This window comes from Planctomycetia bacterium (assembly GCA_016795155.1).
Classification (GTDB): Bacteria; Planctomycetota; Planctomycetia; order Gemmatales; family HRBIN36; genus JAEUIE01.
On record JAEUIE010000050.1, the window covers coordinates 130,918 to 153,220 of the forward strand.

Sequence of the window (22,303 nt, forward strand, 5' to 3'; positions counted from 1 at the left end):
CGCGAGAATACCAATGCCAAGAAGCCTTAGCGCGGCGACGGCATCCTACGATGCAACCGAGGCAGAGAACCCACAAAGGGATAGCGATTGCATCGCCTATCCTGTAAACTAACCTTTCCCACCGCACGTTCTCCTGCCGAGAGTTTATCCATGAAGTGGTTGTCGCTGGCTGGTTGTCTCGCCGTTTTGTGTGCCTGTCTTTTCTCTCCGTCGCCTGAAACTACCAGTGTAGCCTTATCGCAGGATACTGCACCGGTTCAGTTCGAATTGAAGCCCGGCGATCATATCTGCTTCATCGGTAACAATACCGCAGACCGGATGCAGCATATGGGTTGGCTGGAAACTCTCCTGCACAGCCGGTACCCGGAACATCAACTGATCGTGCGTAACCTGGGTTTTGCGGGAGATACACTGACTACTCGTTTGCGATCAGCGAGTTTCGGCACGCCTGATGAATGGCTCACGAAATGTAAAGCCGACGTGGTCTTTGCGTTCTTCGGCTACAACGAATCGTTTGCGGGCAAGGATGGACTTGCGGCATTCAAATCGGAACTCGATACGTTCATCACCCACACGCTCAGCCAGAAGTACAACGGCAAATCGTCGCCCCGGCTGGTGCTCTTCTCGCCACTGGCCCATGAAAACCTCAACTCGCCGAACCTGCCTGATGGCAAAGCCAATAATGAGCGATTGAAACTCTACACCGAAGCGATGCAGCAGGCCGCCGCCCGCCATCGCATTACTTTCGTCGATTTGTTCACCAGCAGTCAGACGGAGTATGGCCACAAGAAACTGCCACTGACCATCAATGGCATTCATCTGAATGAGCATGGTGACAAGGTGATGGCAGAGTCGATTGAAAAGTCTCTCTTAGCCAGCTCGATCACCCATGAAACGGAATACCTGGAGAAGCTGCGAACCGCCATCAACGACAAGAATTTCTACTGGTTCCAGCGTTACCGCACTACCGATGGCTATTCGATTTATGGCGGGCGGGCTGATCTGAAGTTCGTCAACGACCAGACTAACCGCGAGGTGGCTCAGCGGGAAATGGAAGTGCTCGATGTGATGACCGCCAACCGCGACAAGCATGTCTGGAGCGTGGCACAGAACAAGCCTGCCAAGGTGGATGACAGCAACCTGCCCGCGTTTATTCCGGTCATCAGCAACAAGCCGGGCAAAGGCCCCAACGGGCAGCACCTGTTCCTCAGCGGCGAGGAAGCCATCCAAAGCATGAAGATTGCCAAGGGCTTTAAGGTCAATCTCTTTGCAGATGAGAAAATGTTCCCGGAACTGATCAACCCGGTGCAGATGCAGTTCGATACCAAAGGCCGGCTGTGGGTTGCCACTTGGCAGACGTATCCGCACTGGAAGCCAACCGAGGCGATGAATGACACGCTGCTCATTCTGGAAGATACCGATGGCGATGGCAAAGCGGATAAACGCACTGTCTTCGCGGGCGATCTGCACAACCCCACCGGCTTCGAGTTCTACAACGGCGGCGTGATGGTCGCTCAGGCCCCGAACGTCGTTTTCCTGAAAGATACCAACGGCGATGACAAATATAATTCCAAGGAAATTGTCCTGAGCGGTATCGACTCAGCAGATACGCATCACACCGCCAACAGCTTTGTGTTCGGCCCCGATGGCGCCCTCTATTTCCAGGAAGGCACCTTCCATCATACTTCGGTTGAAACACCTTACACAGCTCCGGTGCGCTGTGCCAATGCGGGTGTGTTCCGTTACGAACCCCGCACGCAGAAGTTTGAGACCTACATATCGTACGGCTTCGCTAACCCGCATGGCCACGTCTTCGATAAATGGGGGCGGGACATCGTCGTCGATGGCACCGGTTCCAATCCGTACCATGCGGCCCTCTTCAGTGGCTACATGGAATATCCGAACAAGCACCGCCAGCCTCCACAGGTTTATCAGCAGTGGACGCGGCCTTGCTCCGGCATGGAGATTCTCAGCAGCAAACACTTTCCCGATGAGCTGCAAGGCAACCTGCTGGTGCTGAATGTCATTGGCTACCAGGGCATCCTGATGTACAAGCTGCGGGATAAGGGCGCCAGCATTGAGGGGATTGAAGATACCAGGCTACTGTCGTCAAGCGATCCGAACTTCCGGCCAGCCGACATTAAGATGGGACCCGATGGCGCGATCTATTTCTGCGACTGGCACAATCCCATCATCGGCCACATGCAGCATAATCTGCGCGACCCCAATCGCGACCGCACGCATGGTCGCGTGTACCGGGTGACGTATGAAGGCAGGCCGTTGTCGGAGAAAGTGAGTGTTGCCGGTGAGCCGATTGAAAAACTGCTCCAACTACTGACCCATCCGGAAGAGCGGGTGAGGTACCGGACCCGCGTGGAACTGTCTTCACGCAAGACAGATGAAGTGTTGAAAGCCGCTACCGCGTGGCTCGATGCACTGTTCCAGAAGCCTGGCGACCATGCTCAGGAAGAACTCGAAATCCTCTGGCTGTTCCAGCAGCATAACACGGTGTTTTCGCAACTGGTGCATCGGCTGATGAAGTCGCAGCATGGGCATGTGCGCGCCGGTGCGGTGCGAGTTCTCTGTTATTGGCGCGACAGGTATCCGGCCAATTATGATGAAGTACCTGGCAAGCCGCCTGAAAAGAACGGGCAGTCAAACTCCAAAACAAATTCAAAAAGAATTGACCCGCAAGTTGCGAAGAAAGAGCTGGAAGAGTTCAACGAAAAGATTAAAACCATGGAACGTCAAAATGCCAAAATAAATGACTCAACCCCGAATCGCTCTGACCTCGTCTACCGTGGCCCCGAATTCGAGTGGCCTGTCAGTACGTTGACCGCGTTGCATAGTCTGTGCAGCGATCCTGATCCGCGGGTACGCCTGGAAGTGGCACGTGCTGCCAGCTTTCTGACCGATCCCGAAGCAGTCGAAATTCCGCTCCTCATTCAGCAGCAGCCGATGGATCAGTATTTGACGTTTGTGTGCCAGGAAACCATGCGGACTCTGGAGCCAATCTGGAAACGGCATCTGGCATTGGGGAAGCCTTTCAAGATGCGAACGCACATCGGCAACCGCTTCCTCGTCCGCAACATGAACAACACGCTGCTTCTGAAGATGGAACGCAATGCTGATGTGTGCCGGGAACTGCTGACGCGGCCTGGCATTCAGGATGACTATCGTTTGGATGCCTTGCGTAATCTCACCCGCATGTTCCATCGTTCACCTGCGGCGCTTTTGGTAGAAACTTTGACACAACTCGACCAGGAGAAGAACCTGAGCGATACCAGCATTTTCTTCGACCTGGTTCGCCTGCTGGCGGGCCGCAAGGCGGATGAACTGAAGGAAATCCGGCCGCAGCTCATGCAACTGGCTCTGACCGCTCGTCAGCCTGTCATCCGCCAAGTGGGTTATGTTGCCCTTATGACGGTGGATGGGCATGTGCATTCCGCCTGGAAGTTAGTGGCTGATGCCAAAGACCGCGTGTCGGCTGAGATTGATCTGGCGACTGCTACCAGTTTGCTCAGCGATGGCAGCTTACGGGAAGAAGCCTACAACGAGTTGATGGATGTACTGAACAAATCGGGCACCTCCACCAAGCTGGCTCCGCCAGCCGGCCGTTTCGTTCGCATTGAAATCCCAGGCAAGAACAAAACCCTGACGCTTGCTGAAGTGGAAGTCACCTCGCAAGGCAAGAATATTGCCCGCACCGGCAAGGCCACGCAAAGTGCCACGGCACACGGCGGAGCAGCTTCGCGTGCCATCGATGGCAACACCTCAGGCCGCTATGCCGATGGCGGGCAGACGCACACACCCGAAAATGGCAGCAACCCCTGGTGGGAACTCGACCTCGGGTCGGAACAGCCCATTGAGAGCATTATCATCTACAACCGTACCGAGGACAAATTCTACCGCAGGTTGGATGGCTACACTATTACGGTGCTGAATGATCAGAAGCAGCCAGTCTGGCAGAAGACGGCACAGCCCGGACCAGAGAAGATGGTCACTCACACCATTGCTCCACACGATCCACAGGCACAGCTTCGGGGCGCGGTCATGCTGGCTCTCACCACAGTGCGTGGTCACGAGAAGAAGACGTTTGAAACACTCGCCAAACGGCTGCTGCAAAGCCCTGCTGATCAATCCGCAGCCATGCAGGCAATATTGCGCTTGCCAAAGAACACCTGGCCGGTGGATCAGGCAAAGCCACTGCTGGAACAGACGCTCAAGATTCTTAAAGCCATTCCCGTCAATCAGCGAACCGGAACGAGTGGCAGCCTGGCCATGGAACTGGCCGATTCACTGACAACGCTGTTGCCTGCAGACCAAACCCGACCTTTCCGTAAGGAACTCTTGGACTTGGGCGTGCGTGTCATCCGTATCGGCACATTGCTCGAACGCATGTCGTACGACAAGGACGTGATTGTAGTGCAATCCGGCAAGCCGGTCGAATTCATTTTTGAAAACACCGACATGATGCCCCATAACCTGGTCATCAGCGAACCGGGGACACTGGAGACCATTGGTGAAGCAGCGGAGGCAATGGCCACTTCGCCCGAAGCCGCCAACAGGCAGTTCGTTCCGCCTTCCGACAAGATTCTGCTGGCCAGCAAACTGTTGCAGCCACGCGAATCCCAGCGGCTGAGTTTCACTGCACCCAAAGCGCCCGGCGTGTATCCCATTGTCTGCACCTACCCCGGCCACTGGCGCAGGATGTATGCAGCACTCTATGTGGTGAACGATCTGGAAGGATACCAGACCGGGCCTGATGCCTATCTTGCAGCACATCCGATTACCATCAAGGATGCCATGTTGAAGGATCGTCGGCCTCGCACGGAATGGAAGTATGCCGACCTGGAACCACTGCTGGTCGATTTGAAAGGGGGACGCTCTTTCAGTAACGGCAAGCAGATGTTCAAGGTAGCGACCTGCCAGGCGTGCCATCGGCTTGAAAACGTGGGCAACAACTTTGCTCCTGATCTGTTCCAGCTTGATCCCAAGTGGAAACCAGCCGACGTGCTCAGAAATATCGTAGAGCCTTCGCATCAGATCAATGAAAAATATCAGACTTGGACGTTTGCTACCATCGATGGCAAAACCATCACCGCCATCGTGCTGGAGGAAACGCCTGAGAGTTACAAGATCATTGAAAACCCGCTGGTCAAGGCGGAGCCGATGATCTTGAAAAAGAGTGATGTGGAGCAGAAGCAGAAGTCAAATGTTTCCACCATGCCCAAGGGCTTGCTCGATACGCTATCTCGCGATGAGATTCTCGACCTGCTGGCTTATCTACTCTCCCAAGGCAAACCGGATAATGAGATGTTTAAGGGTGAGGGGCATAAGCATTAGGATTTACAGATGCCTCCCGAGAACCACACTAAAAAGATCGTGATTGCCGGTGGCAGCGGGTTTCTGGGCATTTCGCTTGCCACCTGGCTGACACGGGCTGGTTACTCCGTTGTTATCCTGTCGCGTAAGCCCCCAACACTTTCAGGCAAGTGGCAGCATGTTGCATGGGATGCTCGAACGACGGGTGACTGGTGCGGGGAGCTTTCTGGTGCAGCGGGGCTGGTGAATCTCGCTGGTCGGAGTGTGAACTGCATTAAGACACCCGATCATCAGGATGAAATCCTTCGATCCCGTGTTGAATCAACCCGCGTGCTGGGACATGCTTTGCGGAACATTCAACAGGCGCCACCCGTCTGGGTGCAGATGAGTACAGCACATATCTATGGCGACCCGCCTGAACTGGTCTGCACGGAAAGCTCGCCAACTGGTTATGGCCTGGCTCCCTACGTGGGGAAAGCATGGGAGGAAGAGTTCCAGCAGAGCTTGTTGCCACAGCAGCGTGGCGTCGTATTGCGAACAGGCTTTGTGCTGGGCCGCGATCTGGGCGCTGGCGGTGGTGCCTTTACAATGTTTCGCAACCTGGCACGATTCGGTCTGGGCGGTACAGTGGGTTCAGGCAGGCAGGGCATGAGCTGGATTCATGAAACGGACATGAACCGGATTTTTGAGCAAGCACTGATCAACTACAGCATGAAGGGCATGTACGTTGCCTCGTCGCCTCACCCGGTATCGCAAAAAGAGTTCATGCGCTACTTGCGGAAAGCGATGGGTATGCCCATCGGCCTACCTGCATTCTCGTGGATGGTCCGCTTCGGCGCCAAGTGGATTCTGCGAACCGACCCGGAACTGGCACTTTATGGCAGGTATGTCATCCCCCAACGACTGATCGATGAAGGTTTCACGTTTCAGTATGCCAAACTCCCCGATGCGTTTCAGGAACTGGTGGGATGAGCGGTTCGAAGGACACGTTTTTAAGGTATATCGAAAACCACAAATCCAACTGTTACCAACAGTGATAAACTGGTGATTTTGCAAAATTCTTCATGCATTCAGTCAAGCGATTTATTAAACTCCATAACCGCATCCGATTTCATCAGCAAATGATCATTAGATGCGTAGACACCCATTCTCTTCAACAGGAAACTGTGCCCATGAACTCTGCCAAAACTAACTTTCGTCCCTGGATATTCGCCACGATCCTGACTGGTACTTTCATTGCGATCATCATCTGGAACTCTCCAGCCATTGGTCATGGTCTGCAGAAAGATGCAACCACCTCTCACCGATATACGATCAACCATACTGAAGGCACCAACCTGATTGTCACTGATAATCAGACCAATACGGTGTATTTCTACACGATTGAACCTGATGGCAAACCAGGCGATGACCTTATCCTGCGTGGCTCAGCAGATCTGACCCAGGTTGGCAAACCAGTGATCAAGCCCACGCTGATTAACCCGCGAAAATAATGAAGAGTATACAATCTGGAATCCTACCTTTAGATAGATAGAAGAGGGAAAAGCCATGTCTCACAGAGCTACTTCTGTATCTGTCCTGATTCTGGCGTTGGCCTTTGGAGGATCGCTGCAGGCACAGCAGCGTGTTGCTAAAAGCGGTCTCAATCCTCTTACGGGCAAAGCCTCTCCGGTCCAGGCAACCTACAACCCCTACACCGGTGGGCAACATGCAATGGGAGCACAGCGGAATCCCCTTACCGGTGCAGCTGTGGCCATGGGCGCCGATCAAACCGTCAATACTGTTAAGCCGATGATGCCGAGCAAGCCCGGCGCGGGTAATCGCAATCCCTTGACTGGCGCTCCCGCGGCACCTGTCGCACAACGCAACCCGCTTACAGGCGGAGTACATTACAACCACTCATCGCTGGGTGTGTACTAAAGGCTGATTGGTATCAGAAAAATCAAATGGCACGATATAATCGTGCCTCATCGTTTCGTGGGACACGTTTTTAACGTGTCATTTTTGATGATACGCCGAACGGCTGCGTAACCAAACGGCACGATACAATCGTGCCCCACGGCTGCATCAGCCTTTCACAAACACGCCTTTGACGCGGGGCCATTCGACGTAGATCAGGAAGATTTCCAGCAGCAACGCGATGGTGCCGGGCGGGTTGAATTGTGGCCAGACGAGTGTGGTGAAGAGTAGGATATTCACCGTGATGGGAATAAGAATAGCGAGGCCCAGTGGCGTGAACCGGCCAGTAAGGACGAGGATGCCGCCGGTGACTTCGAGGAATTTCACCACATCCATGTAGCGGGTGCGGAACAGGATATCGGCAAACACGCCAGGATCGCCTTCGGGCATCGGCGGGATGGGAATAAACTTCAGCCAGTGATTGGAACCGAGCACCGCAAAGATCAGGAACAGCAGAATACGGGCAATCCAACTAAGAATCTTCATGAAGACCACTCCGGTTTAGGGGTTGAAAAAACAATGCGTTCCTGAGAAATCGGATGCAGGAAGCTGATTGACCAGGCGTGCAGGCACATGGGCGGGGCATCGGTATCTACGGTCTGCTTCTGCCCAACCTGGCGGCCAGCGAGGTAAGTGGGGTCGCCAACGATGGAATAACCCAGGTGCCAGAGGTGCAGCCTGATCTGGTGCGTGCGACCGGTGTGCGGTTTGACCTGCAGCAGCGTGGTGCCATCGCCGAACCGTTTCAGCACTGCAAATTCGGTGAACGCACTGACACCATCCTGATCGACAAAGCGAATGCCAGCCCAGCCTGCTTCATCACTGATCTGCTTGCTGCAACTGAATTGATCTTCTGCAGGATTGCCGTAAATGCGAGTCAAGTAGACTTTTTCCACTTTGCCAAATTCGAACTGTGGCTGAATGAGCCTGGCCCAACGCCTGCTTCGGGAAAAAACACATACGCCGGTGGTGTTGGCATCGAGCCGATGAGCGGGCCGCAGTTTTTCCGGAGCATAGGTCAAGTTGAGCAGGTGTTCTAGCGTGTTGCGGTGATATCGGCCGCTGGCATGCATGGGGAGCGGAGCGGGCTTGTTGACCACTACAAACCCATCATCTTCATGCAGAATCTGGATGTCTGCATTCACATCAGGCTCGCTGTATTCAGGGAACAGTCGATAGTATCGCTCGCCGGCATGCACCAGACGATCAGGCGTTACTGGTTCGAGTTCAGGCCCCAGCATCTGCCGCTGGGCGAACACTTCCGTCCAGGCATCGGCAGGAACCTCGGCAAAGAAGGATCGCAGCACATCCATCAGCGGTTTGCCTTCGTGTTCGCCAGCAATGCGCAGCGGCCTTTTGTTTACCGCGGGCTTGCTGCCTGGAAGCGGATGGGAGACGGCATGCAGTTTCTTCATGCGACGGGCAATACGGTCGGCCTGCGCTTCCTCGCTGGTCTTGTAACAGTAAGGGCATGACTGTGGCGGCTGGTAGCGGGCATCTTCCTGATCTTCCGGACGCAGCGGCATCAGGCAGGCGTAACACTGGGTGACAGCGGTCTCACGCAGCGCCGGATCAACGCCGACACGCTGATCGAAGACGAAACATTCGCCATCGTAATGTGCCGGGCCGCATTCTTCGAAATATTTGAGTATGCCGCCTTCAAGCTGGAAGATGTTCTTGAAGCCGGCCTTCTCCATGTAAGGCCCGGCTTTCTCACAGCGGATGCCGCCGGTGCAGAACATGACAATGGGCTGATCCTTCATGGTTTCGGGCAGCCGATCGACCGCTTCGGGAAAGTTACGGAAGTGATCCAGCCCCAGGGTCTGCGCGTTTTGGAATGTGCCGAGTTTGACTTCATAGTCGTTGCGGGTATCGAGCAGGGTGATGGGTTTGCCTGCATCGAGCCAGGCTTTGAGTTCGCGAGCGGGCAGCTTCTTCGACGTGTAATGGGCAGGCTGGATGCCTGGCACGCCAAACGCAATGATCTCTTTTTTCAGTTTCACGAGCATGCGGCTGAAGGGCTGATGGTCGTTGTAGCTGTACTTCGCCTGAAGTTTCTCGAGGCCGGGTATGCTTCGCAGTCGTTGCAGCAGTCGTTCAATCGACTCTCCGCTGCCAGCCACAAAGAGATTGATGCCTTCTTCGCTGAGGAGAATGGTGCCTTTCAGTTCCCAGTTTTTGCAGAGGCCGAGCAGTTCCTGTTTGAGGGACTTGACATGGCTCAGCTCCGCAAACTGGTAGGCCGCAATGTTGGTGATCTTGGTCATAAGGGTCATGATATGTGGGATGGCGGGACAATACAGTGGATGCAAATATTGCCATATAGCCCTCGACCCTTGAGGTCGGGGGCGGGTTCGTGCGGTGTAGATTAAGTGAGATGCTGCTGTACTACTGTCTCAGAAGTATAGTATTCGGAGGCTGTGGCACTTGACGCATACTGGCCTAAACTAGAACAATTAGCGTGCTCTTTCGGTAAAGTTCTATGGCCAAGTCAAAATCACAAAAGCAAATCGAACGCCTTGTTATGCACCACCGGCGTTGGATTCAAGAAACAGGCGAAGATGTGCGTCAGTATTCGGAAAAAACGATCAGCAATGGAATTCAAGAGAATTCCATCCATAGTTTTCGAGGAATTGCGAGTGGACTAAGAATGCTCGCAACGTACAAGGGCACCCATGGAGTTGTTTCAATAATTGATGGGAACCAATCAGGTTGGCAGCAGGTTCATCATTCATGTCTCCTTTATCTTTGGAGTTTCAAGATTGAAAATGCAATCTATAGGCGATTAGCGGACTCTGTTGGTTTGACACTCTTGGGAGCGCAAGTGGCATGTATGGCCTGCTACACCATTGTCTGTGGATCAGGTCATTGGCGTGATATCATGGCACATGTACTTACAGAATTGGCAGAGGATGCAAAAACAACAATGAAGGACTACTGGCAAGAACGTCGATTTGAGCCATTCGTGATACGTCTTAATGAAATCTTGAATGGTGAGACGCCGATTGTTAATAGAGATGAGGATTTCGGAGTCTTCACGGATATTCTTCTCCATTGGAATAATGAGCGATCGCTTTCTGAAGCTTTGGTTCGAGCTTGTGACTACCATTGCGAGAACATGGATGATACTGGTGATCGGGATCCCGAATTTGATCACGCTCCTTTTGATCTGATACCATGGGAAATTCTTGCTATTCAACAGGTACGGCAACATACCGGCCAGGTCGTACCAAGGTTCAGTCATGACTTAGCTTCTGCCGCAGTGATGCAAGTTCAATCACCAGGCCCTGTCCAGGACGAGTTTCTAACAGGAGTAGAGCAACTATTTCGCCAATACTTTTCAGGATAGAGAAATTGAGTAGCTAGTGATTTCTGCATCAGTGGCACTGAATGCAAAGTCGCAAGGAGGCATCATGGTTTTGATTGAATATCCCGCAGACTGATTATTTCACAGGCAGGATCAAATTCTTCGTAGCCATAAGTAAACCCTTCAAGAACATCAATTAATCCATGAGTGATGAATAGAACGAATCCCATTCCATGTTCCAGTCGAGTCACTTCAGCATGGACATTTCCAATTGTCCTATTCAAACTATCTGAAATGGATAAATGTTTGGGGACATCGAAATTCAAAAAGAATCCAACACCGGTCAACTCTCGCTCTCTAATTGTTGCATGTTCAAGTTGGTTGCGCAATTGTCTATTAACTTCTGAGTCTCCTCGCAGAATTTCCTGAAGAACACGATTTTCCAGGGGAGTTATAGTCAATTCGTTCATGGCCCGATGCCTCACTCTCATCAACCTTACCAGCGGCGTATTAACTCTTGCAGATCAGCAATATCTTGTTGACGTTGCTGAAAGACCAGGACGAGAAAGTCGCTTAACTTCTTTTCCAAGCTGTGCCATAAGGGCATTTCCATCGCCAAGGGTGGGCTGGTATCTTTTCCCAATTCAGCCATCAGCACCTTGCGTTTCACGCCGAGGGCTTTCACTCGTTCTTTGAGCGTAGGATGAGAGTGGTATAAACTCGATTCCTCTTTCCATGCTTTGGCGAAAGCATCGGCCCAATCGACAGCGCTCATGCTTTTCATGCGTTGCTGAAGCTCGCCGAAGACCTGCTCGCCTTTGCTGCGATGCATCGCCATCGAAGTGCCTATGGATTCAATACCAAGCCAGGGCACCCGGTGTAATATCTCGATAAGTACCAGGGCCTTAGCGGCTTCTTTAGCGCCGAGCAATTCTGCTGACTTTGCATCGGCTGCATACTCCTGCTCTCTGCTTGAGGCAAACAGCGCGAGCAACAGCAGTTGATGATATCCTCGGATGATCCAGGTTAGCGGATTGATCAGAAGCCAAGGCTGACGGACAAAAGTGTACTCGAGTTGGTTGATGCTTGGACCATACCGAACGAGTGAACGTGATTCCCTGGTATCGCCACCTGCGTAGTGGGCTAATTCATGGGCGATGATCGCTAGCAGACTGTGCTTCGGAATGCAGGCCAGTGCCAGCCCATCAATGCGAAGGACATTCTTCCCATCGTCATCCTCATAGACGCTTGCCACATCGCCGATGGTCAACTCATAGCGATCAGGCACCGGCAGGTCGTCTTTCTCGGCTAATGCTCTAACGTACTTCCCCATCGGCTCCAGTGCCATCACGTTAAGCGGCAAAACGTTCGGCTCGTCAAAATCCATGTTCTTGCGGAATATCATTCTCCAACCTGCCAGCATGGCAATGACAAACAGTATGAGAACCAGTGAAAACACAGGCAACAGGAGAACAATGGCAAGCATGCTCCCGCGAAAGACCCAAATGAGCCACGCACAGAAAGCGATACACAGTGCCAACACCAGCAACAGAAAGGGGATGTAGCACCAGAGCAACCAGCGAAAGAGTGTTCGAGCTGACATGCTCACCTCGAAGAATTGGCTTTCAGGAGAAGTATAGAATCAAAGCGGTTGAAGTTCGATGCGACTTGAAAAAGGGAGACCGGCGGTCGGGTCAGTGGCGAGGTCAGGAGACCTGGCCACTGATTGCGGAGACTGTGAAGTACTCTCACAACTGCTGACGCGGCTGGAAGCCGCGTCTACTTGAAGTTGGGCTAGGCGAATTGTTTGAACTCGTTATCGTGAGGTGTCTTATGGTGTGACAGGATTTAGCGATGTTGCATTGCTTTGCTCTTTTGATGTTTCTGTTGTTTGCTGCATCTGCATGGGCCGATGATCGCAAGGTGATACTCAGCGATGGTTTTCAGGAAGTGGCTCAGCCTGGCAAGTCGGTTGTTCGCGATGTGAACCTGTTTCGACATTACGAAGGCCTAAAGCATTTTGCTCAAGGTCGCATGCTCGAACACCGGGAACGCATTCCCGAAGCGCTGCAGGCATACAACCTGGCCACGCAGTTTGATGGCAAGGCAACCGATCTCATCCGCATGATGCTGCCTTTGTGTTTCAAGATGGAACAGACGGCAACGGCACTCAAGTTGATGCGGCGGTCGCTTGAAATTGATCCTACGCAGATTTATCTCTGGCTGAAGCTCGGCCAGGAATTGCACGATCTGCAGCGCTATCCCGAATCGCTACAGGCTGTTGAGCAGGCGATGCCGCATCTGGATGCCAACAGGAACCCAGCTTTCGCTGCTGATTTGCTGGTAGTCCAGGGATGTGATTACGATGCACTCAATCAGTATGACAAGGCAGCAGAAGCGTTCACGCAGGCACTCAAGATTGTGCAGGATCGCAATCGATATCTGGAAGACCCTTATTCCCCACCACTGGAAGAGTTGCCTCGCGAAGAAGCAAGGCTGCTCGAACGCCTGGCCCGATCTGCCATGAAGGCCAGGCAGTATGACGTGGCACTCGACGCTTGCAAGAAGTCGCATGCGGTTTACGATCAAGGTAACGACAGGCTGGAACTCAACTTGGCAGAGGTTTACCTGGCGAGCGGCAAGCCCGAAGCGGCTACGGTGCATCTCATGAAAGCTGTTCGCAATAATCCTCTTTCCGATGAGCCATTCCGCTTGCTGGTCAAGGCGTACGAACAATCAGGCCGTGCTGCTGAGGTCGTTCCATTTCTGGAACAGTTGCTGGCAACTTCGCCCAAGAACACGGCACTCAACCTGGTGCTGGCTGAACAGTTAACGGAAACACAACAGTTTCCACAGGCTGAACGGCTGTATCGCGAAATTTTCACCATCGAGCAGGCGGCGTTTCCAGATGCCGTTCAAGGCTATTTCAAGCTGCTGGTGTGTCAGGGTAAAGTGGCAGAAGCCATGACGGAGTTTGATCAGATGATGTCTCAGCCCTCGCGTGCTCGTTGGGCACGCGTGGCAGTTATCGCTCTGCTGAAAGACCCAGCTGTTTTCAAATCGATCAGTTCCGTTGCTGATCCTGCCAACATATCTTCTTCGACTCTGCTCATGCTTATCAGGCTCAGTTTGCAATTGGAAATGTTCGAACAGGCAGAAGCATTAGCCAAACAATACGTACTCAGCGTGACCAAGCCGCAGGAAGCATTTCTGTTGCTGATCAAATCGCAACTGGAACAGAAGAAATATGATAAAGCGCTGCTGACCTGCCAGGCTGCTATCAATCATCCGGCAATTACGCAGCCTCTGGTGTTCCATCTCGAATCGGCCAAGGCCCAGGCGCAACTCAAGCAACCTGAGGCAGCATTGCAATCGCTGAAAGCTGCACGGGAACTCTGCGGACCCAGCACTACCGATGAACACCAGGTGGTTTGCACTAAACTGTACCTGCTCCATGTCCTGGGGAAGCATCAGCAATGTCTGCAGGAAGCGGAGGAAGCGCTGAAGACGTCGCTCGCACAAGGCCCGTGGGCCAGGCAGGTTCGTTACATCCAGGCGCATGCATTCGAAGCGACTGGTGAATTTGAGAAATCACTCCACCAGTTCACGCTCATACTGCAACGCGACCCCAACGATGGCGAAGCACTGGCTGCCAAGGCCCGCTGCCTGCTCTTTCAAAATAAGGATCTGAAGCAGGCCATGCTCGATATTGATACTGCAATTGAACTGGACCTTATCGCACAGAACAAAAGGAACCGCCATTCACCCAGCGCAGGCAATCTGAAAGTGAACCCCGGTTACCAGGCTACCAAAGCCTCGATTCTGATGCGACAGGGCAAAGCCAGCGAGGCTTCTGCTTTGTTGATGCCTTTGGTTTCGCAGCCTGTCTCTTCGGATGCCTGGGTGTTGCTGGCCCTGGGCGATGGGTTTCTGGCGCAGAACAAGAGGGAAGAAGCGCGGCAAGCCTGGCAGCAGGCTATGGATGCGTTGCCGCTGCATCTGATGATGGGCACCGATTTACGCAGTTCGCTGCAGACGCGGCTGAAGATGGTGCAGCCCGACATTATTCCCGCCTCCGGCACTACTACAACTTCCCCGATCAAGCCCTAAGATGGGTCGTACCGTCACCATTCAACGGGTTCGATACCGTTGCTGATGGCATCATCAGCAACACACGGGAAAGTCAGTCATGGCAGGTCACAGTCACTGGGCTAATATTCAGCGATCCAAGGGAATAGCAGACGCCAAGCGCGGCAAGGTGTTCAGCAAGCTTTCGCGATACATCATGATTGCAGCCAAGGCAGGCGGTGGCGACCCCGATGCCAACTTGAAACTCCGTTATGCCATCGATAAAGCTCGCGCTGTTTCCATGCCCAAAGAAAACATTGAACGGGCGGTGAAGAAAGGGACAGGCGAACTCGAAGGTGTCAGCTTCGATGAAATTACTTACGAAGGCTACGGCGCAGGTGGTGCTGCAATTCTCGTAGATATTGCCACTGATAATCGCAACCGCACGAACGGCGAGATCAAGAAGATCTTCGAAAAGGGTGGCGGGAAGATCGGCACGCCCGGCACGGTAGCCTGGCTCTTTGAACGGAAGGGAATCATTTTGATTGATGCAGGCAAGACAACCGAAGAACAATTGATGGAAGTAGCACTGGAAGCCGGTGCCGAAGATATTCAGAAAGAAGGGGACAACTTCGTTATCACGTGCGACCCAGGCAGTTACTCAGCAGTGCAGGATGCAATCAGCAAAGCGAAAATCGAAGTGGCTTCCACCGAGTTAACCCAGGTAGCCAAGTCGCCTCTGGAAGCAGATGTGGAGACTCAACAGAAAGTCGCCAAGCTGATGGAATTGCTGGACGACCATGATGATGTGCAGAATGTGTATACGAATTTGAATATTACGGCAGAGGCGGCAGTAGGTTAAGGCTTGGGTGAAACCGTTTCGGTACCCCGTTCATGACTACATTTCATTAAATGCACCAAAAAATAAAGGGAGATTGCCGATTGGCGATCTCCCCCGTTTTGATTATGACCTGATATTCGAGTTACATGGGCAGGTAAGTGATCCTGCTGCTGCGTGCACCCTGCAAATCAACGTTGGGAGTGATCCAGAGATAATCCATAGGCCCGGCTTTCACCTGAGCCAGCGCAGTGCCCAGTATGTTGTTATAGCGGTAGGCGGCCAGGCGGATGTTATCTGAATTGCCTTCACCTTTGACTCGCACGCGGAAGTAGGCGTCGGCGGTATCAGCGGCGAGAAGCGTATCGACTCTGATGTTATCCTTGCTGCTGCCGCCTTCAACGCTGAGATCGATGTAGCCATTATTGACGAGTGGTGCACTGCTGCTGGAAGCCACACTGGAATTCATCATGTCGGAGGCTCCCACAGTAATGTTATCCCTACCTGCACCGCCATCGATGGCGTACTTGACCTGCCCGGAGTTAAAGAGAGAACTGTATTCTCCAACACCAATTTCAAGATTATCGTTGCCTGAACCGCCACGCATGCGGACTTTCAGTTCGCCCCTGTTTTCATAGGTGTATCCGTTAGGCTGGACTTCCGAAACTTCACCATTACCGTCATTGAAGTTTTCGAATCCGAAGAACACATTGTCATTGCCCGATTCTCCACCAACATCAAACTGAATAGTGCCGGAGTTGTAGCCCTGCGAACTGTAACTTCCCAGGACCGCACTGACATTATCGTGTCCAGAGCCGCCGTAGATATCGGCGTGTAGCTCGCCACGGTAATTGCTTCCACCAAAGCGGAAGCCTGCATAATCATCTCCCGATTGGCCGTTGAACCTGACACGCAGGCTGTCACCGGAATGGAGATCAGCAAAGAATCCCATGTAAATATCATCACTGCCGGAACCACCTTCCACGTTGAATTCAAAATCACAGGGTTCCATGGGCGCCGCTGCATTCGTCGTATTGTCGTAGCCGTAGATATCAGCATCAAAATTGTCATTACCTGAACCGAGATCGACATCCATGCGGAACTTGGGAGTCGCCATCGATTTGTTGTCGACGCTGTAGTTGACGGTGTCATCGCCGCCGTGCGTTCGGACACGAATCCGATCGAGACCTGAGTAATTGACGCCGAACTTATTGTCCACCTGGACATTGAAATTGCCGTTACCCATGTCCTGAATGTTGATTTGATCTGTTCCGCCAGTTCCTTGCACGAAGAGAGTAGCTCCCTGTTGCCAGATGTTAACAGCCGGTACCTGGCGATCTTCCAGGGTTTCCAGACGGGGCTGGAAGCGACAGTGTGCAGCGATTCGATGGTTGACACGCATGATGTACTCCTCTGACAGAGAGAATATGACAGTCGAAGCAGCATGTATCGACCGGTGATTGACACCATACTGACACCATGTCAATTGTGTGTCACACTGTCAGTCTATTCTGAATGAGAAGATAACAAGATATATAATTGCATCGGTGCGGTGCTGTAATAACTGACATCTGGACATATTTGTATTATTTAATACGTGGACTGGTGAGCATGCTAAAGACTCGGTTCACTTGAACAAATAGCTTCCCCAGGCGGCATCCTCGCAGCTAAGGAACAAATGCATGCTTTTTGAAAGATCATTGTTTTTCAGCCCATTCCATTATTGTCCGGCGACCAGGACGCAGTCCCGGACAGATTCATTCAACAGCCCATTTCGCGTCATAATGAGGATATGATCATGAAGTTCCTTCAATCTCTGTTTGGAAATCGTTCTGCCACTGTAGTTCGCCAAGCCCATAAGAGGAGCAATCTGCAACTGGAATGTCTCGAAGCACGCGAAGTGCTTACCGCCAGTCCGTTGCCAGTCCTTATGGTGCTTCCGAACCGGGACTACTATCACAGTCAGCCTCTTGATATCTCGTTGTCTTCACAGACACAGCAACAGAAGAAGGAGCTACACTACACTGGTGGCCGTTTCGCGCTCGACTTGGGAGGCGCTAGCTTCGCAAGAGTGGTCTTTGTTGGCGGGTGGGGTTCGTCGATGTATCAGTACTGATATTCAAGTCTGCGATCGTTCCCTGAGTACCGGATAACTCTGTCATAGTTCACGCTTGCAGTTAAGAAAAACTAATAGTTACCACAGTCCTTATGTGCCTGTCGGGTGCCATAGGCTGGGTGGCACTGCTTCACGTACTCGTTAAGCAGTGCAGGATCGCGCGAAACCTCGCAAGTCCGGCGCTGCTTCCGAACAGAGTACCGAGAGCAGTGCCACATCGTCACATAAAACTTGCTTCCGCGACACTTTGTGTACGCAATTCTGTATGCTCGGGAGCCAAAGCTCTAGCGAGAAACGCGAGGAGTCCCTGCGTGGTTCATCGGGTAGCATCTTATCATTAATCGATACACGTCCAACGGTGGGGTGGCACGATACTCACGATAGCTGGTTCTCGTGGCAGTTGTCAATCTTCCCCCAAATACTGGCTTCTATCCAGACTTTCAGGTCAATTCCTCCACCCGTTTGTAAAGCTGACAGTTCGACTGCTTGAAGCACCAGGCATTGTTTGCCGGTACTTCGGCTAACGATGTCGAGGAACATGATGGTTCCGTCCTGGTTAGGCCGAGTACGACCAAACCAGGGCACCCGAGCATTACAGGTGTCTTATCCCACTCACTGGCTGGTTCGAGAACGGCATCGACAAACGGCAATATGCTTTGAAGTTGCCCGAACCCCTCTTCTGCGTAGCCGGCCTGCACAATGGCCGAGATTCCTACACGATGCTCATGACTGATGCCAATCCTGCCATCGAACGCTTCCACGACCGCATGCCTGTGATTCTCGCCAAACGCCACTTCGACCAGTGGCTCATCGATGGCGGCACCGAACTACTCGTACCCTATACCGGCGAGATACAGGCAGTCTGTGTGGCTGAACCAAGAGTAAAAGCAGTCAAGGAAAAATCTGTACCAAGTGATTCGCAAGGCGAACTGTTTTAGTTTTGGTAGGGCACGCTGTACGTGCCACACCTCGGCATGGATTGTTTGCACATCTGAAGTAATACTGCTTCAACAAACAAGCAAGCACAGCATACACCAAAGATTAATCAATAGTGTTCTGAGGGTAGAAATGATGCAAGCCATGAGCACGGCTAGCGCATCCTTGCAGAAAGCTCCATGCAGGAGACCCGATGTCCACCGTATTTCCTTTTTTCATGACAAGTGTTTGAATTAATTTGGGAGGATTGTCATCCCAACCGGACTTGTGGATTTCATCTTCTTCGAATGACCTTCTGAATATTCCGACACTCCCATCAGCCCAGGCGAAGAGTACACCTTTCGGATGTGGTCCATTGAACGCATTCCAGGGACGGTGAGTCCACTCAGGTAATCCGTAATAGGTGGGCAACGGTCCGCAAAACCATGAATATGCAGTCTTCCTGATCAATTTTTTTGATACAGGTTCAGGCTCGTATCCACCGAGAGCTTCGCCAAATAACAGTGATCCGCTGGTGAGTAATGTTGCAACAGAACCGAATTGCCCTGATCTGTTTGTGAAATGTCCAGCGAATGGATCATCCGTACCACATCTTCCTGCCACCGGCAGATAATGAGTCACTCCCCAATGGACTATATCCGGATCCTCCTTGAGGCTGATGAGTTTGCGTTGCAGGAAGCCATCGAAATACCCTTTGGTTCCATAGGAATGCAAGCCAACTATCATTCCTTCTGTAACGGGTTCACGAGCAACCGAAGGACAAAGCAGAAATGAAAATTGTCGTCTCGCTAGTGTTCGGTTGCTGACGTTCGTCGCTGGATTCGTGAGTTCCCACCATGGGATGTTGGCAGGTGGCTTGAGCTGAGACCTTTCGTCCGTTTTCGCACTAATGTCAGCTTGATAATATGGCTCTACCCAAACCGGGTCATCATCAGAGAGGAGGTGTGGTAGCAGATATACGAAAGTGCCGACATAAGGTGCAGGGCTCATTTCCTTACGATCAGGATTCGGGCCAAGATAGCCGGGAGGAATGCTCTTGTTCATTTCAGCATAACGACGGACTGCTTGAGCGAGATTGCCCAAGCGTTCTCGGCAAGCTGCCAACTGTGCCGATTCCCTTGATCTCTGGATGAACACTACAATCAAAGCTGCAATTAAAAGAATAACAATAACGATCAAGGTTGGTTGGATTCGTTGACGAATCATCGTTTTCGCCGCGTGAGTGTTTTCAACAACAGCGTAACATAATTATGAGACTTCGAACAATGATCGAATAACAAATTTCGGTGGGTCATGTGTTGAATCAACTTGCGGACATCACTTTGTACACCACTGAAAAACAGTCAACTTCACACCGTCAGATAGTCTCACCCAACCCCCTATCCCCCCAGCTACTTGCTGCCAATTTTCATTCATGCGCACCTGTCTCATACCGTCTCAAATATCAGTACACCTTTGACAGCTACCTGCCAAATGGCGTACACCGCAGGTTGTTCCTTTACATTGGAGGTGTACCATGTCGCAGAGTCTCGCCATCGTTCCGCTCGCTCCTGAGGATCGTCAATTGATGTCAGGCATCGACTTCCTGCCGACGCGGGAGTTGATTCTGATCGATGGTGCATCGGGCGTGGGCAAATCTCGCCTGGTCTGTGCATTGGCGTCGGGTTTCAGCTATTCCAGTGCTGAGAATAATAACCGTTGTGTGCTCTTCATCACTTCAGAACATCAACGCGAACTACGTGCCCATCATCTGCATTTTCAGGAGCCGAATTACGAGAGCATTCGTGAAGTGATGTACCAGCCGGTTCAATCCAGCGATGAAACACCTTTGCCAGGGCATTTGCTTAACTTTATCGAGGAGAATGTTCGCGAGCATAAACCCATGCTTCTGGTCATTGATGAACTGGAAGAACTGCTCGGCGCCGCAGTTCATTCTGATGAAAAGTCTTTGTCACAATTCTGGATCAGTCTGAAACAACTCGCCAAAAGTGCAGACTGCATGATATTCGTCCCTCGCACGCAGGGTATGCACGAGAACAGGCACTATGGCCCGTTTGCCCGCACCGGTACTCGGCACGCCGATTTTATCTGCACGCTCCACTGGCATCCGACCAACCAAGCCATGCGTGTGCTCTCGGTTGCCAAGAATCTGAAAGGTCGCATTGGCTGCCAGTACCTTGCTGTGTTCAACGACAAGGGACGCATGGCAATTCGCTGGCTGGAACCACATGAATACGTCCGCCCAGCCAGGCAAACGCAATCGTGGCAACCATTTACCGATGCCGAGATGCAGGGTGAAGAGATTCTTGCCCATGTGGAAGAGATAATGCATGGCCAACCTATCCTCAAGCGAGAGTTGGAATCAGCTATCATCAAAATGGGGTTCTCCAAGCGGGCCTACCTTCGCGTGATGGCGAAGGCCAAGTTACCATGTGGAAGGCAAGGTCTCGATTGGTACTACCTGCCAAGCAAAGAGATGGTAAGCCGATTTATCAAACGGCAGACGATGGCAATCCTGGACAAGGCCGACGAAGCCATTGCAGAAAAGGAAACTTCCAAAACAGTATGCAAGGATGAACCAAAGAGTTCACCTGTTGCATCAGAAAACACTGATTTCCAGCCGCGCGCACGGGGTGCTGCAGGAGACGGACAGGGCAGGGCGGAGTCAACGACGATAGTTTCGACTGCATGAGTTGCTGACCGTTACTGACATCTTCATGGCACTGAATCGCCTCATTATAGCTCTGCAACAGGGCAAATCATGAAGGCATGGCGTACATCATCTGTCCGCAGGAAGAGTTGATGCACTCTCCCAAGTCATGACTTGCTACTTTGTTTGCCCATCTTTCAGCCTGTTCGCAGCTTATCCAGATTCAAAGACATTTTGATTTATCTGCTTGCACGATAACAACTTCTGATGAAGCTGATATTGAACTGCTGCCGATAATTTATCTGGCAGCGTTCCGCAGCGTTGCTTTAAATGGGGGACACCAGTGACCATGACCGACCCCGTCCTTGGCCAAGCCGAGGCCGATCTGTTGCGCCAACAGTTGCTGCAGGCTCAGAAGATGAGCAGCGTAGGCACCCTGGCTTCCAGCGTAACACACGAATTCAACAACGTTCTCACCACCATCATTAACTATGCCAAGCTCGGTCTCAAAGCCGAAAGCGAAGCAGATCGCAAGGCGGCACTCGATAAGGTGCTCAAAGCTGGCCAGCGCGCTGCGACGATTACCAGCAGTATGCTCGGCTTTGCTCGCAAGAATTCCACGCGACGGGAAATGACTGATATCGTTTCCCTGGTGGATGAAGTGCTGACGCTTTGCGACAAAGATCTCAGACAGCATCGCATTACGGTGGAAAAGCATTTCCAGGGCAGACCCAAGGCGCCGGTGGTGCCTGGTCAGATTGAGCAGATTTTCCTGAACCTGGTCATTAATGCCCGACAAGCCATGCCCAACGGCGGCTTGCTTCGTGTCGAAGTCTATACCAATACACAGACCAACTTTGTTGAAATCAAGTTTGCCGACAGTGGCTGCGGCATTCCTACCGATAAGCTGCGGCTGGTGTTTGATCCGTTCTACACCACGAAAACTCCTGACCAGGGTGGAAGTGGTGGCACGGGTCTCGGACTATCCGTCTGCAGGCAGATCATCGAACAGCATCATGGCCGCATTCGCGTGGAAAGTCTGCCTCAACACGGTACCATCTTCACCGTCAAGTTGCCTATCACACAGCAGGATTAATAGATGCC

18 protein-coding genes are annotated in these 22,303 nt (G+C 52.2%); 11 read left to right on the plus strand and 7 right to left on the minus strand.

The window, feature by feature from the left end; genetic code table 11:
• Positions 1-150 precede the first annotated feature (150 nt).
• The 4 genes from JNJ77_17295 to JNJ77_17310 all read left to right on the plus strand — a co-directional run bounded on the left by JNJ77_17295 (position 151) and on the right by JNJ77_17310 (position 7,245).
• Positions 151-5,346, plus strand: coding sequence for a discoidin domain-containing protein (locus JNJ77_17295; protein ID MBL8824346.1), 5,196 nt, complete (start codon positions 151-153; stop codon positions 5,344-5,346).
• 9 nt (positions 5,347-5,355) lie between these two features.
• Positions 5,356-6,297 carry a TIGR01777 family oxidoreductase gene (locus JNJ77_17300; GenBank protein ID MBL8824347.1) on the plus strand — a complete coding sequence of 314 codons (942 nt, stop codon included), beginning with the start codon at positions 5,356-5,358 and terminating at the stop codon, positions 6,295-6,297.
• A gap of 200 nt (positions 6,298-6,497) precedes the next feature.
• Positions 6,498-6,818, plus strand: a complete 321-nt coding sequence (locus JNJ77_17305) for a hypothetical protein (protein ID MBL8824348.1) — start codon at positions 6,498-6,500, stop codon at positions 6,816-6,818.
• 55 nt (positions 6,819-6,873) lie between these two features.
• A complete protein-coding gene (locus JNJ77_17310; GenBank protein MBL8824349.1) occupies positions 6,874-7,245 on the plus strand; it encodes a hypothetical protein in 372 nt (123 codons plus the stop codon).
• Between the two features lie 147 nt (positions 7,246-7,392).
• Here JNJ77_17310 and JNJ77_17315 read toward each other — a convergent pair whose 3' ends face one another.
• Both JNJ77_17315 and JNJ77_17320 read right to left on the minus strand, forming a co-directional pair.
• Positions 7,393-7,770 carry a DoxX family membrane protein gene (locus JNJ77_17315; GenBank protein MBL8824350.1) on the minus strand — a complete coding sequence of 126 codons (378 nt, stop codon included), beginning with the start codon at positions 7,768-7,770 and terminating at the stop codon, positions 7,393-7,395.
• Positions 7,767-9,551, minus strand: a complete 1,785-nt coding sequence (locus JNJ77_17320) for a pseudouridine synthase (protein ID MBL8824351.1) — start codon at positions 9,549-9,551, stop codon at positions 7,767-7,769. Before JNJ77_17320 ends, JNJ77_17315 begins: the two co-directional genes overlap by 4 nt.
• A gap of 215 nt (positions 9,552-9,766) precedes the next feature.
• Between JNJ77_17320 and JNJ77_17325 the strand changes: the two genes are divergently transcribed.
• A complete protein-coding gene (locus tag JNJ77_17325; GenBank protein MBL8824352.1) occupies positions 9,767-10,633 on the plus strand; it encodes a hypothetical protein in 867 nt (288 codons plus the stop codon).
• A 62-nt stretch (positions 10,634-10,695) separates the two neighbouring features.
• On the opposite strand, the gene JNJ77_17330 is transcribed toward JNJ77_17325, so the two are convergent.
• Both JNJ77_17330 and JNJ77_17335 read right to left on the minus strand, forming a co-directional pair.
• Positions 10,696-11,061, minus strand: coding sequence for a hypothetical protein (locus JNJ77_17330; GenBank protein MBL8824353.1), 366 nt, complete (start codon positions 11,059-11,061; stop codon positions 10,696-10,698).
• Positions 11,062-11,087: 26 nt separating this feature from the next.
• A complete protein-coding gene (locus JNJ77_17335) occupies positions 11,088-12,194 on the minus strand; it encodes a M48 family metalloprotease (protein MBL8824354.1) in 1,107 nt (368 codons plus the stop codon).
• Between the two features lie 251 nt (positions 12,195-12,445).
• Between JNJ77_17335 and JNJ77_17340 the strand changes: the two genes are divergently transcribed.
• Together JNJ77_17340 and JNJ77_17345 are read left to right on the plus strand one after the other, a co-directional pair.
• Positions 12,446-14,701, plus strand: coding sequence for a hypothetical protein (locus tag JNJ77_17340; GenBank protein MBL8824355.1), 2,256 nt, complete (start codon positions 12,446-12,448; stop codon positions 14,699-14,701).
• A gap of 79 nt (positions 14,702-14,780) precedes the next feature.
• Positions 14,781-15,521 carry a YebC/PmpR family DNA-binding transcriptional regulator gene (locus JNJ77_17345; protein MBL8824356.1) on the plus strand — a complete coding sequence of 247 codons (741 nt, stop codon included), beginning with the start codon at positions 14,781-14,783 and terminating at the stop codon, positions 15,519-15,521.
• A 121-nt stretch (positions 15,522-15,642) separates the two neighbouring features.
• Here the strand turns inward: JNJ77_17345 and JNJ77_17350 are convergent, their stop codons facing one another.
• Positions 15,643-16,899: a hypothetical protein gene (locus tag JNJ77_17350; protein ID MBL8824357.1), complete on the minus strand. Its 1,257-nt coding sequence runs from the start codon at positions 16,897-16,899 to the stop codon at positions 15,643-15,645.
• Positions 16,900-17,295: 396 nt separating this feature from the next.
• Here JNJ77_17350 and JNJ77_17355 point away from each other — a divergent pair, with 396 nt between their 5' ends.
• On the plus strand, positions 17,296-17,613 hold the full coding sequence (locus tag JNJ77_17355; GenBank protein ID MBL8824358.1) for a hypothetical protein: 318 nt from the start codon (positions 17,296-17,298) through the stop codon (positions 17,611-17,613).
• Between the two features lie 375 nt (positions 17,614-17,988).
• Here the strand turns inward: JNJ77_17355 and JNJ77_17360 are convergent, their stop codons facing one another.
• Complete coding sequence (locus tag JNJ77_17360) at positions 17,989-18,153, minus strand: hypothetical protein (GenBank protein ID MBL8824359.1); 165 nt, start codon at positions 18,151-18,153, stop codon at positions 17,989-17,991.
• Positions 18,154-18,218: 65 nt separating this feature from the next.
• On the opposite strand from JNJ77_17360, the gene JNJ77_17365 reads away from it, so the two are divergent.
• A complete protein-coding gene (locus JNJ77_17365) occupies positions 18,219-18,551 on the plus strand; it encodes an SOS response-associated peptidase family protein (GenBank protein MBL8824360.1) in 333 nt (110 codons plus the stop codon).
• A 103-nt stretch (positions 18,552-18,654) separates the two neighbouring features.
• Here JNJ77_17365 and JNJ77_17370 read toward each other — a convergent pair whose 3' ends face one another.
• The gene (locus JNJ77_17370) at positions 18,655-19,755 is read right to left on the minus strand and encodes a hypothetical protein (protein MBL8824361.1); all 1,101 of its coding nucleotides are present in this window, start codon (positions 19,753-19,755) and stop codon (positions 18,655-18,657) included.
• A 310-nt stretch (positions 19,756-20,065) separates the two neighbouring features.
• Here JNJ77_17370 and JNJ77_17375 point away from each other — a divergent pair, with 310 nt between their 5' ends.
• Positions 20,066-21,241: an AAA family ATPase gene (locus JNJ77_17375; protein ID MBL8824362.1), complete on the plus strand. Its 1,176-nt coding sequence runs from the start codon at positions 20,066-20,068 to the stop codon at positions 21,239-21,241.
• Between the two features lie 307 nt (positions 21,242-21,548).
• Positions 21,549-22,295 (plus strand): sensor histidine kinase, encoded by a 747-nt coding sequence (locus tag JNJ77_17380; protein MBL8824363.1) that lies wholly within the window; start codon positions 21,549-21,551, stop codon positions 22,293-22,295.
• Positions 22,296-22,303: the final 8 nt, after the last annotated feature.